General features: G+C 46.5%; 14 protein-coding genes and 1 rRNA gene. 10 read left to right on the top strand and 5 right to left on the bottom strand.

Annotated features, from left to right (window positions below):
* The 7 genes from Q4Q57_RS21490 to Q4Q57_RS21460 all read left to right on the top strand — a co-directional run.
* Positions 1-4,239, top strand: a 4,239-nt coding sequence (locus Q4Q57_RS21490; RefSeq protein WP_311891973.1) for an Ig-like domain-containing protein, incomplete at its 5' end; no start/stop codon positions are given.
* A 236-nt stretch (positions 4,240-4,475) separates the two neighbouring features.
* Complete coding sequence (nudE, locus tag Q4Q57_RS21485; protein WP_106651723.1) at positions 4,476-5,027, top strand: ADP compounds hydrolase NudE; 552 nt, start codon at positions 4,476-4,478, stop codon at positions 5,025-5,027.
* A gap of 71 nt (positions 5,028-5,098) precedes the next feature.
* A complete protein-coding gene (gene cysQ, locus Q4Q57_RS21480) occupies positions 5,099-5,911 on the top strand; it encodes a 3'(2'),5'-bisphosphate nucleotidase CysQ (RefSeq protein ID WP_106648480.1) in 813 nt (270 codons plus the stop codon).
* 7 nt (positions 5,912-5,918) lie between these two features.
* The gene (locus tag Q4Q57_RS21475; RefSeq protein ID WP_311891972.1) at positions 5,919-6,362 is read left to right on the top strand and encodes a GNAT family N-acetyltransferase; all 444 of its coding nucleotides are present in this window, start codon (positions 5,919-5,921) and stop codon (positions 6,360-6,362) included.
* A gap of 298 nt (positions 6,363-6,660) precedes the next feature.
* Positions 6,661-7,272: a TetR/AcrR family transcriptional regulator gene (locus Q4Q57_RS21470; protein WP_311891971.1), complete on the top strand. Its 612-nt coding sequence runs from the start codon at positions 6,661-6,663 to the stop codon at positions 7,270-7,272.
* Positions 7,263-9,140: an MFS transporter gene (locus Q4Q57_RS21465; RefSeq protein ID WP_311891970.1), complete on the top strand. Its 1,878-nt coding sequence runs from the start codon at positions 7,263-7,265 to the stop codon at positions 9,138-9,140. The genes Q4Q57_RS21470 and Q4Q57_RS21465 overlap by 10 nt, the downstream gene beginning before the upstream one ends.
* A gap of 56 nt (positions 9,141-9,196) precedes the next feature.
* On the top strand, positions 9,197-10,513 hold the full coding sequence (locus Q4Q57_RS21460) for a hypothetical protein (protein ID WP_263170283.1): 1,317 nt from the start codon (positions 9,197-9,199) through the stop codon (positions 10,511-10,513).
* 23 nt (positions 10,514-10,536) lie between these two features.
* Here Q4Q57_RS21460 and mnmH read toward each other — a convergent pair whose 3' ends face one another.
* The 3 genes from mnmH to Q4Q57_RS21445 all read right to left on the bottom strand — a co-directional run bounded on the left by mnmH (position 10,537) and on the right by Q4Q57_RS21445 (position 13,918).
* Positions 10,537-11,658, bottom strand: coding sequence for a tRNA 2-selenouridine(34) synthase MnmH (mnmH, locus tag Q4Q57_RS21455; protein ID WP_311891969.1), 1,122 nt, complete (start codon positions 11,656-11,658; stop codon positions 10,537-10,539).
* A complete protein-coding gene (selD, locus tag Q4Q57_RS21450) occupies positions 11,658-12,716 on the bottom strand; it encodes a selenide, water dikinase SelD (RefSeq protein ID WP_311891968.1) in 1,059 nt (352 codons plus the stop codon). Before selD ends, mnmH begins: the two co-directional genes overlap by 1 nt.
* Before the next feature lie 95 nt (positions 12,717-12,811).
* The gene (locus tag Q4Q57_RS21445) at positions 12,812-13,918 is read right to left on the bottom strand and encodes a fatty acid desaturase (protein WP_106648474.1); all 1,107 of its coding nucleotides are present in this window, start codon (positions 13,916-13,918) and stop codon (positions 12,812-12,814) included.
* A gap of 144 nt (positions 13,919-14,062) precedes the next feature.
* Here Q4Q57_RS21445 and fabR point away from each other — a divergent pair, with 144 nt between their 5' ends.
* On the top strand, positions 14,063-14,677 hold the full coding sequence (fabR, locus tag Q4Q57_RS21440) for an HTH-type transcriptional repressor FabR (protein ID WP_006083621.1): 615 nt from the start codon (positions 14,063-14,065) through the stop codon (positions 14,675-14,677).
* 129 nt (positions 14,678-14,806) lie between these two features.
* Here the strand turns inward: fabR and trmA are convergent, their stop codons facing one another.
* Positions 14,807-15,904: a tRNA (uridine(54)-C5)-methyltransferase TrmA gene (gene trmA, locus Q4Q57_RS21435; protein WP_311891967.1), complete on the bottom strand. Its 1,098-nt coding sequence runs from the start codon at positions 15,902-15,904 to the stop codon at positions 14,807-14,809.
* A gap of 243 nt (positions 15,905-16,147) precedes the next feature.
* Between trmA and murI the strand changes: the two genes are divergently transcribed.
* Positions 16,148-16,972, top strand: coding sequence for a glutamate racemase (gene murI, locus Q4Q57_RS21430; RefSeq protein WP_311891966.1), 825 nt, complete (start codon positions 16,148-16,150; stop codon positions 16,970-16,972).
* Between the two features lie 37 nt (positions 16,973-17,009).
* On the opposite strand, the gene Q4Q57_RS21425 is transcribed toward murI, so the two are convergent.
* Positions 17,010-17,474, bottom strand: coding sequence for an RNA-binding protein (locus Q4Q57_RS21425; protein WP_106648471.1), 465 nt, complete (start codon positions 17,472-17,474; stop codon positions 17,010-17,012).
* A 662-nt stretch (positions 17,475-18,136) separates the two neighbouring features.
* Between Q4Q57_RS21425 and Q4Q57_RS21420 the strand changes: the two genes are divergently transcribed.
* Positions 18,137-18,222, top strand: a 16S ribosomal RNA gene (locus Q4Q57_RS21420); the annotation flags it as partial.

The following is an 18,222-nucleotide window of genomic DNA, read 5'->3' as shown; positions in this document are numbered from 1 at the left end:
AGCTGGTTGAGTTTCAATGCTGCTACTGGATTGTTAAGTGGCACGCCAGGCAATGCCGATGTGGGCGCGCACCCTGTGTTACTGCGAGTGACAGACACGGACGGCTTAACCGCTGACCAGTCCTTCAGCATTACCGTGACCAACGTCAATGATGCGCCGACCATCAGTTCAACGGCCATCACTGCTGCCACTCAAGATGCGGCGTACAGTTACACCTTCGCGGCCGCGGATACCGATGTGGGCGACACCTTAACCTTAAGCGCCGTGACCAAACCGAGCTGGTTGAGCTTCAATGTTGCCACTGGATTATTAAGTGGCACGCCCAGTAATGCCGATGTAGGCAGCCATGTCGTGTTACTGCGAGTGAAGGACACGGACGGCTTAACCGCTGACCAGTCCTTCAGCATTACCGTGACCAACGTCAATGATGCGCCGACCATCAGTTCAACGGCCATCACTGCTGCCACTCAAGATGCGGCGTACAGCTACACCTTTGCGGCCGCGGATACTGATGTGGGCGACACATTAACTTTAAGCGCGGTGACTAAACCAAGCTGGTTGAACTTCAATACGACTTCAGGCGTGTTAAGTGGCACGCCAGGCAATGCCGATGTGGGTGCACACCCTGTGTTACTGCGAGTGACGGACGCGGATGGCTTAACCGCTGACCAGTCCTTTAGCATTACCGTGACCAACGTCAATGACGCACCGACCATCAGTTCAACAGCCATCACTGCAGCCACTCAAGATGCGGCTTACAGCTACACCTTTGCGGCGAGTGATACCGATGTGGGCGACGTACTGACATTCAGCGCGGTGACTAAACCGAGTTGGTTGAGCTTCAATGCGGCTACGGGCGTGTTAAGTGGTACGCCAAGCAATGCCGATGTGGGCAGCCATGCGGTGACACTGAAAGTCACCGACACGGACGGCTTAACGGCAGAGCAAAGCTTCAGCATCACTGTGACCAACGTCAACGATGCGCCTGTGGCGACAAGTTTAACTGTGACGTTAGAGGAAGATAGTTCTGTGGCTATCACCCTTGCGGCAAAGGATGTGGATAATGATCCGCTCACCTATGAAGTGGTGAGTCAGCCAGAATCCGGCACATTAGAGCAACATGGCACTGTTTGGTTATATACCCCTGAGAAGGATTTCAATGGAACAGACGTGTTTAGCTTTATTGCTAAGGATGCCGAGCTGAGTTCAGAGCCTGCAACTGTCACTATTAATGTCACGCCAGTGAATGATGATCCGCAAGCGGTTGATGACGACTACACCTTAACAAGTACCGCCAACGATATTTATGCGCTTGCGGTGCTCGCGAACGATGTTGATGTCGATGGTGATACCTTAACGATTGATGGTGCGGCTGCGGATATCGGCAGTGTGCAAATCACCAGTGAGGGCTTGAGCTTTACTGCGCCTGAAGCGTATGTCGGGCCTGTGGCGCTTCGCTACACCATCAGTGATGGTAACAAGGGGCGTGCAAGTGCCAAAGTGAATGTATTGATTGAAGGCGCGGAGTCGGAAAATCAGCCAGTGATCACTTTGCCAGACGATGTTGATGTGAATGCGACGGGCCTATTTACTCGCGTTAAACTTGGTTTCGCGAAAGCGGTCGATCGTAATGGTCATCCATTGCCAGTTTCTCTGGTGAATAAGAGTCTGTTCTTTGCACCAGGCAGCTACTTAGCTTACTGGCAAGCTGTAGATCGCGATGGTAATAAGGCAATCAAGGCTCAAAAAGTGAAAGTACATCCACTGATCTCCTTGAGTAAAGATCAGCTTGTGGGTGAGGGCAATGAGGTAGTGGTGAGTGTGCACCTTAATGGCGTCGCACCCGTATATCCACTTTCTGTGCTTTATACCGTTTCAGGCTCTGCAGGTAGCAGTGATCATGATTTGGTTGATGGGGTGGTCGAGGTGACATCGGGTCAACAAGCTGAGATCCGCTTTAGAACCTTTGAAGATGGTGAGGTCGAAGGGGATGAGGATGTGCTGATTAGTCTAGACCCTAGCTTGAACTTGGGCAGTAAGCAGCAAACTCAGGTGCTCATCACTGAAGCGAATATTGCGCCTAAGGTGACGCTGGATATTACCCAAGCGGGAGCGCACCAATTCATCGTGGCGCAAAATGGCGGTGATGTTCGCATTAATGCTGATATCAGTGATGCCAATATGCAGGACAGCCTAGCGTCAACATGGGCAAGCGGTTCGCTGAACTTACAATCTGATGATGCGGGTATGTTCTTCTCTCCAGTCTCTGTCCTGCCGGGCATTTATCCTGTGAGTGTGACTGTCACTGATAATGGTTTGCCAGCGCTGTCTACCACAGAGAAAGTCTACATTGTGGTGCGTTCAAGCTTACCTGTATTGACTGGCGCAGACACGGACGGTGATTTGATCCCTGATGTTCAAGAAGGCTTTACCGATACGGATGGTGACGGTATTCCTGATTACTTGGATGCGATTAACGACTGTAACATTATGCCCGAAGGTGAATTGCAGCCTGTGTACTTCTTGGCTGAAGGGCAGGCTGGCGTGTGCTTACGCTTAGGTAATATTGCACTGATGCAAGAGCAAAGTGGTATTCAACTATTACCTGATCTTGTCCCAGAAGACAGCATAGCAGCCAATGTCGGCGGTATTTTTGACTTCATCGCGACGGGATTGCCACAACAAGGGCAGAGTTACAGTCTGGTGATACCACAACGTTCGCCAGTTCCTGCCAATGCGGTATATCGTAAGTATCAAGCCCAAAATGGTTGGAAGGATTTTGTGATTGATACGCGCAATAGTGTCGCCAGTAGTGAAGGTGAGCGTGGTTTCTGTCCTCCACCGGGAGACAGTCGTTGGACTTCTGGATTAACTGAAGGCCATTGGTGTGTGCAGTTAACCATAGAAGATGGTGGACCAAACGATGACGATGGCGTCGCTAACCGTACTATCGTCGATCCAAGTGGCGTGTCCGTGATACTCAATGGCAACCATTTACCGGTGGCGAACCCAGATACGGCCTCTTTACCTTGGAATCAGAGCCTCGATGTTGATGTGCTCGCCAATGATACCGATGGTGATGGTGATGCCTTGACAGTTACACAAGTGACTAGCGAGTTTGGTACCGCCGTCATCTTGGCTAATCAGCAACTAAGTTACACGCCAGCAACCGATTTCATCGGTACTGATGTGCTGGTGTATAGCATTACCGATGGAAAAGGTGGCACTGCGAGTAGTGAGTTGACTGTGGTAGTGAGTGGCAATACCGCGCCAACGACAGTCAACGACAGCGCCGCAACCGACGACAGAACGAGCTTGCTACTCGATGTGTTGAGTAATGACAGCGATCCAGATGGCAATGCTTTAACCTTAGTCAGCGCAACCGCGCAGCAAGGGACAGTATCCATTGAGACTAACAAGCTGCGTTATATCCCTAAAACAGGATTCGATGGTGTCGATACTGTGAGCTATCGGATTAGTGATGGGCTGGGTGGTGAGGCAATAGGACAAGTGTTGATTACTGTTAAAGCCTATCAAGAAGTGGTGATTGATAACAAATCGGGTGGAGGAAGTATGGCCTTGTGGGCATTAGGCTTGATCGTTGCGACGGGTTTAATTCGCCGCCGTGAATTACATAAAGTGGTCTTGGGTGCTGTGTTGCTCGCCAGCACAGTGACTCAAGCGAATGCCGCTGATAACTGGTATGTCGAGGGCTTTGTCGGCCAAGCTCAGGTTGATAGCGGCAGACGAGAGTTACAGTCTGACGCTGCAGCGGGCGTAGTGACATCGGTTGATGACAAAGATACTGCGTTTGGCTTAAGTGTGGGTTATCAATGGACTCCCATGGTGGCAATCGAATTAGGCTATGCCGACTTTGGTAATGGAAGTGCGCGGATTGAGGGTGCAAGTCTGACTCCGGCGCAATATCATGAGCAGGTCAAAGCCGTGACCCCCGTACTGGCTGATGGCGTGATGTTGGGATTGCGTTTAACCTTACTGCAGCATGATGCTTGGCGGTTTGAAGTACCTATCGGATTATTTCGATGGCAAGCAGATATCAGTAGCACTATGGGCAATAGCCGTTTAACCACAGAGCTTGATGGCATTGATTGGTATGCCGGTGTGCGGTTTAGCTATCAAGTGAGCGACGCTTGGTCAGTTGGCTTGGGGTATCAGTATGTGGATATCGAGCCGAATGACTTCCTCAGTTACCAGCTCAATCTACGTTATCAATTTTAAGCGTTAGCATATCAAAAGGGGCATTCGCCCCTTTTTACTCTCTAATAGAAACATCATATTTGAGAATATTTTGAAGGTGTTCACTTAAGGCTGGGCTTGGTTTGTGATGCATATCGCAAAGGATTTGTGGCTTACCCTTAGGAGCATGTAACAAATTCAGGTTGTAGATTAAAGACAGGATAGTAAGATTGTCACTTATCTTATTTAATTTATCGCTTTTTTATCTAGAGGCAGTTATGTCGCAGCGGCAGAATAAGCCGGAAATATTGCATACCGAAGTTGTCGCGAAAAGCCGATTATTTCAAATTGAGCAAGTGCATCTTAAGTTCTCAAATGGTGTCGAACGCCAATACGAGCGTATGAAAGGCGGTAGTCGTGGCGCTGTGATGATAGTGCCTATTCATCAAGGGCAAATGCTACTGGCACGCGAATATGCAGCCGGAACCGATAATTACGAGCTCGGGTTTCCTAAAGGTCTTATCGACCCTGGTGAATCGCCAGTCGAAGCGGCTAACCGTGAATTGCAGGAAGAAATTGGCTTTGGGGCGAATAAGCTCACGCTATTGAAAGAACTTAGCCTAGCGCCAGGTTATTTCTCTAGTAAGATGCAAATTTTTCTTGCAGAAGATCTGTATGAGAGTCGCCTTGAAGGTGATGAACCGGAACCCATTGATGTGGTGCCTTGGGCGCTCGCCGATTGGGAGGCCCTGCTCGATGATGTCGATTTTTCCGAATCCCGTAGTGTGAGTGCGTTGTTTTTAGCGCAAAAGTATTTATACCTTAAATAATCTTTTTCCTTTTAAGCGTTCAAAGCTGAAACGCTTGCAAAACATTCGCGAACTTTGCGATTGGAGTTGTTATGAAGCCAGAAGAGTTGATCGACGAAGTTATTGCGATTGCGACCGATGCAGGGATAACTATCCGTGACATTTATCTCAAAGGTAATTTTGAGCGAGAAATGAAGTCTGACAATACCCCTGTCACTTCCGCAGATTTAGCGGCGAACCAGATCATTTGTGACCGATTAACTGCTTTAACGCCTGATATTCCTGTGTTATCTGAAGAGGCGGCCGATATTCCGCTGAGCGTGCGTGAATCTTGGAAGCGCTATTGGTTGGTCGATCCACTTGATGGCACGGGTGAGTTTATTGCTGGCAGTGGTGATTTCTCGGTGATTATTGCACTCGTTGAGCACAATCGTCCCGTGATGGGCGTAGTGTATGTGCCTATGACGCAAGTGTGTTATTACGCGATTGCAGGTTTAGGGGCATACAAACGCACGGATAAACAGGAAGTGCGGATCAGCAGCCGCCAAATCGAGCACCGTGAAAAGGTATCCCTAAGATTAGCCGTAAGTCGCCGTCAGGACCCTCAATCTGTGTTGACCCTATTCAACCATCCCAAACACTGCGAGTTAGTCGTTATGGGGGGTGCAGCGTTAAAGAGTTGTCTTGTCGCCGAAGGTCGAGCCGATTGTTATGTGCGAGTTGGCCCAACGGGCGAGTGGGATACGGGAGCGGCGCAAATTATCGTCGAGGAAGCGGGTGGACAGTTGATGGATACTGAGCTGCAACCATTAACCTACAATGAGCGCGAGACGTTAGAAAACCCTAACTTTATCGTAGTGGGCGCACCCAACTTAGAGTGGGATAAGATTTTAATAGGTGAATGATTTTCGAATGCAGTCTATACGTCCGGTATTAAAGTCAGAGTTATTGGCGGTTTATCAGCTTGAGCAAGCCATTTTTGGTGAGCATAGTTATCCAGATTTTTTCTTCCGTCAGGGATTTGATTGCTGGCCAGAGCAATTTTTAGTGGCGGTGGATGAAGATAATCTTCTGCAAGGTTATTTGCTCTGTGCCCAGAGTGGCGATCCGACTTGTAGGTGGATTTTATCTGTTGCAGTAAGTGAAGATGCTCGTGGAAAGGGATTAGGCAAACGTTTGATGCAGCAGTGTTTAGCTGAGTTACCCGTCGCTGTTGAACGTGTGTGTCTAACGGTTGACCCGAGTAATCCTGCCCATGGCTTATATCAGCATTTAGGTTTCGTTGATTCGGCTTTTGAGGCCGATTATTTTGGCGCTGGTGCAGATAGAGTGGTGATGACTTATCGCAGGCCTTAAATTCCATGGTCACTTTTAATTAAAAACACCTTTGAATTAAGAATGATTTTTAAACCAAAATAATGGACGGCGTGCTGACTGAGCGCGCCGTTTTTTATGTTATTTTGTGTGGTGTAATCCCACATATATAGTTCAGTTTTACTGAGTGAATCGATTTCGAGCGTCTATCTTTATTTATCATCCTCAATGATATCCTTCACTATTTACCCGCGACTGTACGTAAAACAAACTTATTTTGAACGTTGTTTTTTATTTTAACTGCTGTTAGTCTCTTGCTATCCAACAGGGAGTGAGACCTATGGCCAGACGAAAAGAACACAGCCATGATGAAATTCGTGCGATGGCAATACAAGCGGCAACTGAGTTATTGACCGAACAAGGTGTTGTAGGGCTGAGCTTACGCAAAGTGGCTAGCCAAATTGGCTATGTCCCTAGCACCTTGATCAATATTTTCGGCAGCTATAACTATTTGTTGCTGGCGGTTTCTGAGGCAACGCTTAGGACTTTACACGATCGATTAGCGGGTGTGTGTGCTGCCGACAGTTTGCGTAAAATCATTGCAATGGCGTGGGAGTATAGTCAGTTTGCCCATGAGCAGCGCCAAGCTTTTAAGCTGGTTTTTGAGCTGCAATTACTCGATTCTGAACCCTTGCCCGAATCGCAAGGGCAATTGATTGCGGGGTTATTTACTCTTATTGAGCGTGAATTGGCGCAACTATTTCCCGAGGTTACGCAGGCGCAGCATCTCAGTATAAGTCGGGTATTATGGGGTGGAATTCATGGGCTGACCTCTCTGTCACTCGATAATAAGCTCTTCGCTGAGTCATTATCACTGCAGGATCTACTCGAGAGTCACGTACAAGCTTATTTACAAGGAATGGGTTACCAGAAGGAACTATCATGCTGCTAACAAAACGTTTTTTACCCTATTTTGCGACTCAGTGCTTAGGCGCATTGAATGACAACATCTATAAAAATGTGTTGCTGTTATTAGTGACTTTTAGCCAAGTGAAAGACCTACCCATAAGCGTCGATATGTTTGTGAATTTGGCTGCTGGAGTGTTTATCCTGCCGTTTTTCCTGTTTTCGGCCCACGCGGGTGTGGTTGCCGATAATATGGATAAGGCCAAACTTATCCGTCGATTAAAACTACTCGAAGTCATTATTATGTCCTGCGCCGCTATCGCGATAGTGAGCGAGAACTACATGATGATGTTATTGCTGCTATTTTTAACCGGTAGTCAGTCGGCCTACTTCGGTCCGGTAAAATATTCCCTGCTGCCCCAAGCCTTGAAAGACGATGAGTTAGTGACAGGTAATGCTTGGGTTGAGATGGGCACTTTTCTCTCTATTCTGGTGGGCACTTTGAGTGCGGGGATTTTAGTTTCTGAAGTCAACGGTACGCTTTGGGCTGCCATTACCGTTGCCGTATTGGCCTTAGCAGGCTACCTATCGAGTCGAGCTATTCCTGCTTTACCACCGCAGGGCGTTATCGAAAAAATACGTTTCAGACCGTTATCAGGCACTTGGCGTAGCATCAAAAAAGCCCGTCAAACACCTTCAATCTGGATGGCTATCCTCGCTATCAGTTGGTTTTGGTTTTTAGGTGCGACCTATCTGACCCAATTCCCTAACTTTGCCAAGCTGCACCTGCATTCTGGTGCGACTGTGGTGTCGTTATTGTTGGGCATGTTTTCCATCGGAATCGCTGTTGGCTCCTTCGTCTGTGAACGTTTTTCCTACGGCCATGTGGAACTCGGTTTGCTGCCATTCGGGGTATTGGGATTAACTATCTTTGGTGTCGATTTGCTTTGGGCGATTCCACCTGTGCCAGTGGATGCTGGTTTTGTCTATGGATTAAAAGCCTTTATTGCCGAGTCGCAACATTATCGGGTGATGCTAGATTTCTTTATGATCGGCGTTAGCGGCGGCTTGTTTATCGTCCCCTTATACGCCTTTATTCAGTCCCGTTCGGCCAAGGGCGAATGTGCTCAGGCGATTGCTGCCAATAACATTATGAACTCTCTGTTTATGGTGGCTTCGGCGCTGCTATCTATCTTGCTGCTTGGCGTTGCGGGTTGGACGATTCCGCAGTTATTCCTACTGCTTGCAGTGATGAACTTTGTCGTCGCTCTCTATGTTTATTCACAAGTGCCAGAATTTACTCAGCGATTTATCAGTTACTTATTGAGTCATGTTATGTACCGCGTGACTGTAACTGGCCGAGAGATAATTCCAAAGGAAGGGGCCGGCATCATAGTCTGCAACCATGTGAGCTATGTGGATGCCTTGATTATTATGGGGGCATCGACTCGGCCTATTCGTTTTGTAATGGATAAGTCCATCAGCGAAATTCCTTTGCTGAAATATTTGTTCCGCCACGCTGGAGTGATCCCTATCTGTTCCCCTAGACAGAGTGAAACCACTTATAACCAAGCGTTTGAGACTATCCACGAAGCGCTGATAAATGGCGAATTGGTGTGTATTTTCCCTGAGGGTCGACTCACTCCTGACGGTGAATTAGGTGAATTCCGTCCCGGTATCGATAAAATCCTCGCCAGAGATCCCGTCCCTGTGGTGCCTATGGCATTACACGGATTATGGGGTTCTTACTTTAGCCACAAGGGCGGGCATGCCTTAGCTAAAATGCCCAAGCGTTTTTGGTCAAGGGTGTCGGTGGATATTGCGGTTCCTATCGTGGACGTTTCCGCTAATCGTGAAAATTTGCGACATCAAGTTGCAAACCTACTTGTTGAACGAAATGAAGCCGTGTTGTAATTGGTATGCTTTAACAAATTTACAAAATAATAACTTATATACTCTGGAGTTTGGTCATGGGAAAAGGATGTTATGCCAGTGCACTAGTGTTATTGCTTGGTGGATGTGGAGGTTCGGGTGATTCAAGTGGTGGGGATTCTGGTGATTCGGGTACAACACCAGCTAGATTGGTTATGGATGTGCAGAGCGTTGCAAGCAAATGCAATGTAAAAGAAAAAATGGCAGGTGCCGATGTTATTATTCACCGACAAGACGGCCATATTCTCGGCACTTATAAGAGTGATGGGCAGGGACATGTCGATATACCCTGGACAAGCGAAGCATCACATTTAACAGTTGCAGCAAAAGAGTTTCGTAATGGTCAGTCAACTTGGAGCATCCGTACGGATTTAGCCGCTAAAGCTGGCGACTATGGCATTTATGCTTTCACAGATGAAAATTTAAATAGCCAATGTGACTGTAGTGATGTGAATTTTGATCTTAGTGAAATTGAAGCTGTATATAGTGACTACCAGCTATATGGTAATAACTCATTTTTGGACTCACATTCTAACAATTCTTCATTACGCCTGTGTAAGCAGGACGATAAGTTTGCACCAGTGAATATGGTGTTAGTTCCTAGCCAGAGTGGTGTTACGGCTTATGCTGCTAGCATAGATATAAATACACTAGATTTATCGCAAGCAGTACCTATATCGAGTAGTGAATTTGAAGGTACTCATCATGAAGGGACTCCGTTAAATGTTGATGTGAATACCAATGATTATTCGCTAAGGAGTTACTCTGAAACTGAATTTGGTCGCCAAAACTGGGTAGAATGGCCGACGAAAGAAGTGCAATTATTTCCCGCGATTTTTGATCGCAATTTAGTTTACGCATCACAGTGGATTGCCCTTGGTGCGAATGAGGCTGGCTACATAAATTATTCGGCAATAACACGTAGGGCTGTTACTGATCCTTCTAAGAGTTTGAGCTTGAATTTACCGTTAAATGAAAACCAAATGCTGGATGAAACGACACGTTTAATCACTACTATTAATAATGGTGGTAGTGCAAATTATGACTACAGTTTCAACAATGCCCATATGCAAGCGATGCAAATCACCATAGGACAAGATGGCTATGCGAATTGGGCTATTTCGGCTTCATTAAAGGGGTCAATTCCGGATTTAGATTTGCCCATACACTTACAAACAGCATTTGATGGAATAACAATTCCTATGATGAGTTTGTATGTCTGGGGGTATGAAGGAATGACAGGGCTATATGATTTCCGTGCCGAGCTCAGTAAATCGAGCCGTAGCACGGGTAATATTCGCTCGGCTAAATTCGATAATTATAACTATGAAGCCATTACGATTTTTGCAAATTAATTTTTAGCGTACTCGCCGCACAGTTATTGTGCGGCTTTTCTATCACTCTTATAGTTATCCAACCATTCATGCATGGCCTGATGTGAGCCCTTAAAGAGGATCCGTTCGGATTTTTTTTGTAACTGGTATTCGTACATTGGGTCATAATATTTGTGCAGCAGCACTGCTATCCATGCTAAATGCAGAGAAGTGTCATTTTGATGGAGTTGCTGGGTTAATGCCTGTTGCATCATATCCTGTAGTTCTTGATGTTGTTTACCACCTAAGCGTTTACGAATGCTCACTAAACTCTGTAACAGGTACTGGCTAAAGGCGGCGAATCCCGCTTCAGCGCCTAAGCGATCACAGAATCCCCTATGCATTTTGTGCACATACTCATTGAGTAGCCGCTGCAGCCTGAAGTCGTCCGCCTCCTCTAATACCAGCACATCAGCGGTCTGCATCGCAGTATAAAATGTCTGCGGCAGCGCCGAGCGCCCAATCAGGAAGCTTTCATCTTCGAGCAGTAAACAGGCAGCGTTACTCGTTTGATGCTGTAGCAAGGCAATGGCGAGTTGATTTTCAAAGTTAATCTGCGTAGGCTGTGGGTCGATATTTTTCCCAAAGCTAGAGCCTCTATGATTGGCTATCCCTTCAAGATCGACCGCTTCTTTACGTTTTAATAGAAAATCAGTTTTACCGCAGCCCGTCATCCCGCTCAAACTTAATAACGGTTGCTGAGTTGGTGCCGCTTCAATCACGCCAATAAGATATTGGCGCATGGCCTTATAGCCACCTTGAATATAGGGGACTTCGATCCCCGCTTCTTTAAGCCATTGTTGAGTGAGTTGCGAGCGTAAGCCGCCACGAAAGCAATAAAGGTAGGCGTTGGGGTTGGCTCTCACATAGCTTACCCAAGCCTCGATTCTCTGTTGCTTGATGGGGCCATTAACCAGTGAATGACCCAATGCAATCGCGGCTTGCTGACCTGATTGTTTATAACAAGTACCGACTTTTTCCCTCTCACTATCCAGCATCAAGGGTAAGTTGGTCGAGTTGGGAAACGCCCCTCGAGTAAACTCTATGGGCGCTCGCACATCCATTATGGGGTGTTGGTTGAGGAAAATTTCCCGATATTGCTCTGCGGCTACAATAGCGCTTGGCATCAGCACAACACCACATTCGCTGCAGTGGTGGGGGTTTCCAGTGATCCAATGCAAATTGGGGCGATGTGATGCGCATCGAGAAGGGTAATCAATTCCGCTTCGGCTTCGGCCGAGACGGCAACTAACAGGCCACCACTGGTTTGCGGATCGCACAGTATCGCTTTTTGATGCTCGCTGAGCTCGGGGAGATGCTCGCCATAACTGTCGTAATTTCGGTGAGTCCCGCCAGGAACGCAACCTAAGGCTAAGTAATCTAAGGCGCGTGGCAGTAACGGCACCGCATCAAATTTGAGTTTTGCCGTGAGCTTGGCACCTTGGCACATTTCGAGTAAGTGTCCAGCTAGTCCAAATCCTGTGACATCGGTCAGGGCGTTTACGCCGCTAATTTTGGCAATCGTCGTGCCTATAGTATTCAGCTGGCACATAGCATTAACCGCAATGTGACTGTCTTCATCTTGGAGTTTTTTCTGTTTCTGCGCCGTGGTTAAAATGCCAATGCCGATAGGTTTAGTGAGATATAAACGATCGCCCGCTTTAGCAGTGTCATTTTGTTTTAAGTCAGTTAACGCAATTTGTCCTGTCACTGCGAGACCAAAAATAGGTTCGGGTGCATCTATGCTGTGACCACCGGCGAGCATGATCCCTGCTTCCATACAGGCTTGTCTGCCGCCATCGACCACTTGTTGTGCGACTTCTGCGGGTAGCTTATTGATTGGCCAGCCTAAAATAGCGATCGCCATGATAGGCGTGCCGCCCATGGCATAAATATCACTGATCGCATTAGTCGCAGCGATGCGGCCAAAGGTGAAGGGATCGTCAACAATCGGCATGAAAAAATCGGTAGTGCTGATGATGCCTATGTCGTCATTGAGTTTATACACTGCGGCATCGTCACGGCTTTGATTGCCGACCAGCAGATTAGGATCAGTAAACACGGGTAACTGCGAGGCCAAGATAGTGCTGAGCACTTTAGGGGATATCTTGCAGCCACAACCTGCACCATGACTATATTCTGTTAGTTTGATTGATTCTGGGAGTGTAACTAGGGAATCTGACATGATCTCAACAGCCTATTTAAGTGATTAAGGCATCATCATAATCAGATACGGCCACCATGCAAGGTGGCCGTATGACTTTCGGGCAGAATTGTGGCTTAGCTATAAGTTGCGGTTAGGCTGCGCCAATGTTTTTGCTGGACTAAAAAACGCGCCTTTAGCTCCTCAACTTGCTGCAATAGCTGCTGATCGACAAGTTGTTTACGCTTGGCCTCAAGCAGGGTTTTCTGTGCTTGGTAGTAATCCATTAAGTGCAGTTTGAGTAATTCATACTCAGCTTGGACTTTTTCAATAATTTCATCGGCATTGGGTAAGTGCACGACTTTGTTCTTGGTCCGCAGCAGCTGCATCTGCAAGCGTGCGCTCTCGATACGTTCCTGTGGACTCGTACGCAAGTCCTTGGCTAACCCCAACCAAGATAATGACTTAATCAACCATTTGGTTGGATCGTAGTGCCACCATTTAATGCCATTACGATAGTCATTTTCGAAGATGTGATGGAAATTATGGTAGCCCTCACCGTAGGTCAGCATGGCTAGAAAGCCATTATCGCGGGCGGTGTTCTTATCGGTATAAGGCTGGCTGCCCCACACGTGCGCTAAAGAGTTGATGAAGAAAGTGCAGTGATGCACCACCACTAAACGCAGTAAACCCGCCATCAATAACATAGACAGCACGTCGCCATTTAACCAGCCGAGCAGGGCAGGCAGTCCAATGTTCATCAGCAATACAAGTGCGAGGTAATGTTTGTGTTGCCACATAACGATACGGTCATTTTGCAGATCGCGCACATTTTGATAATCATGATAGCGTTGCGACTGATACTCACGCAGCATCCAACCTATATGGCTGTACCAGAATCCCATGTTGGCTGAGTACGGATCTTTGTCGTTATCATCGACGTGCTTATGGTGCACTCTGTGATCGGATGCCCAGTGTAATGCACTGTTTTGTAATGCTAAAGCGCCACCGAGTGCATACATGAAACGCACAGCTGGATGGGCTTTATAGGCCTTGTGTGACCATAGTCTGTGATAACCTGCGGTGATCGACAGACCACTGGCAAAGGCTAAGACAATAAAAGCGATCCATTCACTAGCACCATAGCCGTGAACAATACCGCGCCATGGAACTAAGATCACCGCACTGAGGAAAGTGATGGCAAACAGACTGACATTAAGCCAGATGATAGGGGGTTTTTTCATTATAGGTTTCCAAAATTCGCTTTTGAGCGTACATCTGTAAGCTAATTTAGCCTAGCTATATTGTTTGGTCAAGGACGATGGGGCTGTGTTTAATGCCTAAAAGCGGTATTATCGCGTCATTACATTCAGTTAGCGGATTTAAGAATGGGTATTCGAGCACAGCAAAAAGAGAAAACTCGTCGAGCTTTAGTCGATGCGGCCTTTAATCAGTTAAGTGCTGAGCGTAGTTTCTCAAGTCTGAGTTTGCGAGAGGTTGCTCGGGAAGCCAATATCGCGCCGACATCTTTTTATCGCCATTTTAAAGATATGAACGAACTCGGTCTCACTATGGTAGACGAGGGCGGATTAACACTCAGGCAGATGATGCGAAAAGGTCGTCAGCGAGCCGAAGCCGGTGGCAGTGTGATCCGTATATCTGTTGATACTTTTATGGAAGTGCTTGATTCTAATCCAAACGTATTCCGTATCTTATTGCATGAACGTTCAGGAACCTCAGCAGCGTTCCGTGCGGCGGTTGCCCGCGAAATTGAACATTTTATTTCTGAATTGGCTCACTATACCGAAGCGAAAGCGGGCCGAACCCCGTTATTAGCTCGGGCACAGGCAGAAGCCTTAGTAACTTTGGTATTTAACGCCGGCGCTTCCGCATTAGATATGAAACGTGCCGATCGCAAAATCCTGGCCGATCAATTAGTCATGCAATTGCGTATGGTCGCCAAAGGCGCCGAGGCTTTGCAGCATAAGGTTGAGCACCGCTAATCTGAGTGACCTGCACATCAGCTGCTAAAAATAATGGAGCCTGAGGCTCCATTATTTTTAGCGAATTTATGTTTGAGTGCTGTGCAGCGTTTAACTGCTATGCAGTCGAGCTCAATGCATTTGAGGTGACTAACGACGCTCTAGTAGGACACCTGTTTCCATGTGATCGGTATAAGGGAACTGATCAAACAAGGCGAAGCGAGTGACTTTATGGGTTTCGTTCAGTTGCTGCAGATTGTCTTTTAAGGTTTCAGGGTTGCAGGAAATATATAAGATCCGCTCGTAACCTTGTACTAACGCCAACGTATCAGGATCAATCCCTGCGCGGGGTGGGTCGACAAAAATGGTGTTGCACACATAGCTGTCGAGATCGATACCTTCTAAACGTCTAAAGCTGCGTTTCTTCGCCATGGCATCGCTAAAGTCTTCGGCCGACATGCGAATAATCTGCAGATTCTCAATACCATTCACTTCGATATTGTATTGTGCCGCATCGACTGAAGGCTTAGCGAGTTCGGTGGCCAATACGCGATTAAAGTTTTGCGCCAGTGCGATTGAGAAGTTGCCATTACCACAGTAGAGCTCGAGTAAATCACCCTGACTGTTTTGAGTCGCATCGATAGCCCACTCCAACATTTTTACGGAAACTTTGGCATTTGGTTGAGTAAAGCTGTTCTCGATTTGCTTATATAAGAAGGTTTTATCATTCACTTGTAGTGACTCGACTACAAAGTCTTTATCTAAATCGATTTTTTGCTTACGGGCACGGCCGATGATGTTGACGTTAAACTGGCTGCTTAACTTGGCTTTTAGTGCAGTCGCATCGGCGCGCCATTGGTCATCAAGCTGTCTGTGATAAAGCAAGGACACTAAAATCTCGCCGCTTAAGGTCGACAAAAAATCCACTTGGAACAGTTTATGTCTTAGACTAGGATTCGGTTTTAGTTCGGCGATTAAGGCCGACATCATTTGATTGATGAGCACGCTGGCTGGCAAGTATTGATCGCATCGCACTTTCTCATTCAATACTTTATCGAACATGTAATAGTATAAGTCGTCACCGTCATGCCACATGCGGAATTCGGCACGCATACGGTAGTTGGCAGGCTCTGAGGCAAAAACTTCAACACTCGGTGTTTCAAATTGGGCAAAGGCTTGTTCTAGCTTGATACGCTTGCGTTCTAATTGCGTATCATAAGCCTGAGGGTCCATTGCTGCTAAGTTCATTGTTTGGTTCACCGTTGCTGTAAATTGGGGCGCAAATATTATACTAGGTGACACGAATGTCCAGCATCTTGCTTTTGCTGTTTATGCAAAGCTGTGGGAAAATCTGCGCGCTTGAGTGTGATTCTATGGATATTCAATGAGTATTTGGTTGGATTCATTCAGTCATCAAACATCGAATCAGTTAATGTTGTAATGCGTTCAATCTGTATAGCCATTTTGTTATAACCGAAACGGGAGACCCGCTTGTCGCGACCTATATTAGTGTTTGATTCAGGGATTGGTGGCCTATCCGTATTGGCCGAAATCCGCAAGAGTTTGCCCCATAGCGATTATTGTTATCTTTTCGACAATGCTAGGTTGCCCTATGGCGAGTTAGAAGAGCAGGTATTAATTGCTGGCTGTGTCGCATTAGTATGTGATCTTGTAGCTCGCACCAATGCAATGATAGTGGTCGTCGCCTGCAATACCGCGAGCACTGTTGTGCTACCGGCATTACGTGCAAACCTCAGTATTCCTGTTGTGGGCGTTGTACCCGCTATCAAACCGGCGGCACAGATGTCTATGAGTAAACGTATTGGACTCTTGGCTACCCCTGGCACAGTTAAGCGTCATTATACCCATGAGCTCATCAGCCAATTTGCCGATGATTGCCATGTCGAACTTTTTGGTTGTTCTGAACTTGTCATGATGGCGGAGCAGAAGGTGGCGACAGGTGAAATGGACATGCACAGACTGGCATATTTACTCGCGCCAGTCGTTGCCGCGCAATTGGACGTGCTCGTACTGGGTTGTACTCACTTCCCAATGATCCAAGCTGAATTACAACAAGTGCTCGGTGCGGGCGTAACGCTAATGGATTCTGGCGCTGCAATAGCTAAGCGAGTCGTGACTCTTTTAACGCAACAGAATCTTATTGTGGAGGAGCGCAGAGTAACAAATGAGAGAGAAGCAGTAGGGGAGTCAGCAATGCAGGCGTTCTATACTAAAGCGGAAATCAGTGAAGGCTTAACAACAACATTAATTGATTGTGGCTTTTCAACTATCGAACGAATCACCACAACCAACTAAATTTACAACGTCAAACAAAACAGTTTAAACGGTAATGCTACTCGTCAGTACCAGTACGGTCGGCAGCTTCCGAATCTTGTGTTTTTGCTTCTCTTACTTTTAAGGTTCTTTCTTGGAAGCTATAGTCATTCAGTTTAACCATGGCTTTCTGAGCGCCAGACTCTGACATCTCCACAAAACCAAAACCTTTACGACGACCAGTCTTACGATCTCTGACTAAACGCACAGAGTTTACTGGGCCAAACTCACCAAACAATACTTTTACTTCACCTTCATGGACACGATAAGGCAGGTTACCTACATATAAGGTCATAGTAGGACCAACATATTGTTCTTCTGTAGCATGAGATGATGAAGACTCTGGAACAAGTTTAAAGATAAGGCTAGTTACAATAACGCCTGCAACGAAGGCAATGTAAGCCGGCAGCGTAGGTGCAAACTGAAATAGCACAAAGGCGCCAACAATGGCGACAATCAAAACAATAAGAAATGACTTTTGCATAAGAATGCTCTCTGATGAATGGAAAATTGATAAATAACTGTTAACAGCAAGTATATGGTAATGAATTATTTACTTTTACACTAGACCATTGCTGAAATATTGAGCGTGAATTATCAATTATTAGCTAAAAAAGCAGACTTATCTCCGATAAATAGGGCCTAAAAGCTAAAAAGTAGTCATAACGTTTAAAATATCGACGTACGATTCAATGATCGCTAAAAAGCTCTTGCGGACTTTCTCAATCTCCCTATAATGCGCATCCACTGACACGGCAGACAGCGTAACGCAAGTTGAGCAAAGAAAGCCAAGCAGTTCATCGGTTAGCAAGCTAAACGATGAGTGTTAAGAAAGTTGAAAAAAACTACTTGACGCACTAACGGGAATGCGTAAAATACGCAGCCCTGACCCGCTGAAAACTCAGTGTGTGGTCAACGCTCTTTAACAATTTATCAAGCAAATCTGTGTGGACACTCACAGGTGTTGAGTTAATCGAAACTGCTTAACCTTCGGGTTGGCAGTCAAATATTTAAATCAACCAATTCTTTCACGAGAGTGATGAGTGTTCATAGCAATATGTACAAAGACTTGCTACTTATTTTCGGATAAATAGAAGTCGAACAGAATTCGTTGAGCCGTTTGACGTAAGTCAAACAACAAAACTTTAATTGAAGAGTTTGATCATGGCTCAGATTGAACGCTGGCGGCAGGCCTAACACATGCAAGTCGAGCGGCAGCGGGAAGATAGTTT

It is taken from the genome of Shewanella sp. SP2S2-6, assembly GCF_031931965.1.
Lineage (GTDB): Bacteria > Pseudomonadota > Gammaproteobacteria > Enterobacterales > Shewanellaceae > Shewanella > Shewanella baltica.
This window is presented reverse-complemented; position numbering and strand designations above follow the sequence as displayed.